This window comes from Pedobacter sp. PF22-3, from assembly GCF_026239555.1.
Classification (GTDB): Bacteria; Bacteroidota; Bacteroidia; order Sphingobacteriales; family Sphingobacteriaceae; genus Pedobacter.
In genome coordinates this window covers 1-612 of sequence record NZ_JAPIVP010000053.1, presented here as the reverse complement: position 1 = coordinate 612, position 612 = coordinate 1, and the positions used below count along the sequence as shown (strand labels likewise).

The following is a 612-nucleotide window of genomic DNA, read 5'->3' as shown; positions in this document are numbered from 1 at the left end:
ACCTCACTTCGTATTGCTACTCCGATCGGTGAGCACAAACACAACAGTCGCCTATTGTTGTTTGCTCTTCTTTTTTAACTTCTTCCAATATGTCAAAGAACTTTATTAAGGTTGAAGGGGGAGGGTATAAGGGTAGAGGGTTTCATTGTCCCCTGACCAAGCCTCGTTTCAGCCCTATTAGTAAAAAACTGCGGTCTCGAACCGTTTCAGATAATCTCTTTATTATCTGTGCCCCCTGGCGTTTTCTTCTTTTCTCAATCTTTATGTCAATGTATATTATCTATCCCGATAATAAGGTGTGTATTCTTTCTGTTTTTTGAAAGCTTTCTGCTTTGGTCTTTAAGCTTTATGCTCAAATGTGGAGAATAACGGAGTCGAACCGTTGACCTCCTGCGTGCAAGGCAGGCGCTCTAGCCAGCTGAGCTAATCCCCCAGAGTATCAGTTTCCAGTGTTCAGTTATCAGTTTCCAGTCATGATAACTGTTAACTGTAAACCGCCAATTGTAAACTTCAATGGTAGTCCCGTCCAGATTTGAACTGGAGACCCCTACATTATCAGTGTAGTGCTCTAACCAGGCTGAGCTACGGGACTTCTTGTTTTCAGGTAAGCAT

2 tRNA genes are annotated in these 612 nt (G+C 42.6%); both read right to left on the bottom strand.

Going from position 1 to position 612, the window contains the following annotated elements:
* Positions 1–359 precede the first annotated feature (359 nt).
* Positions 360–433: transfer RNA gene (locus OQX63_RS23285), tRNA-Ala, on the bottom strand.
* Between the two features lie 81 nt (positions 434–514).
* Positions 515–592, bottom strand: a tRNA-Ile gene (locus tag OQX63_RS23280).
* Between the last annotated feature and the right edge of the window lie 20 nt (positions 593–612).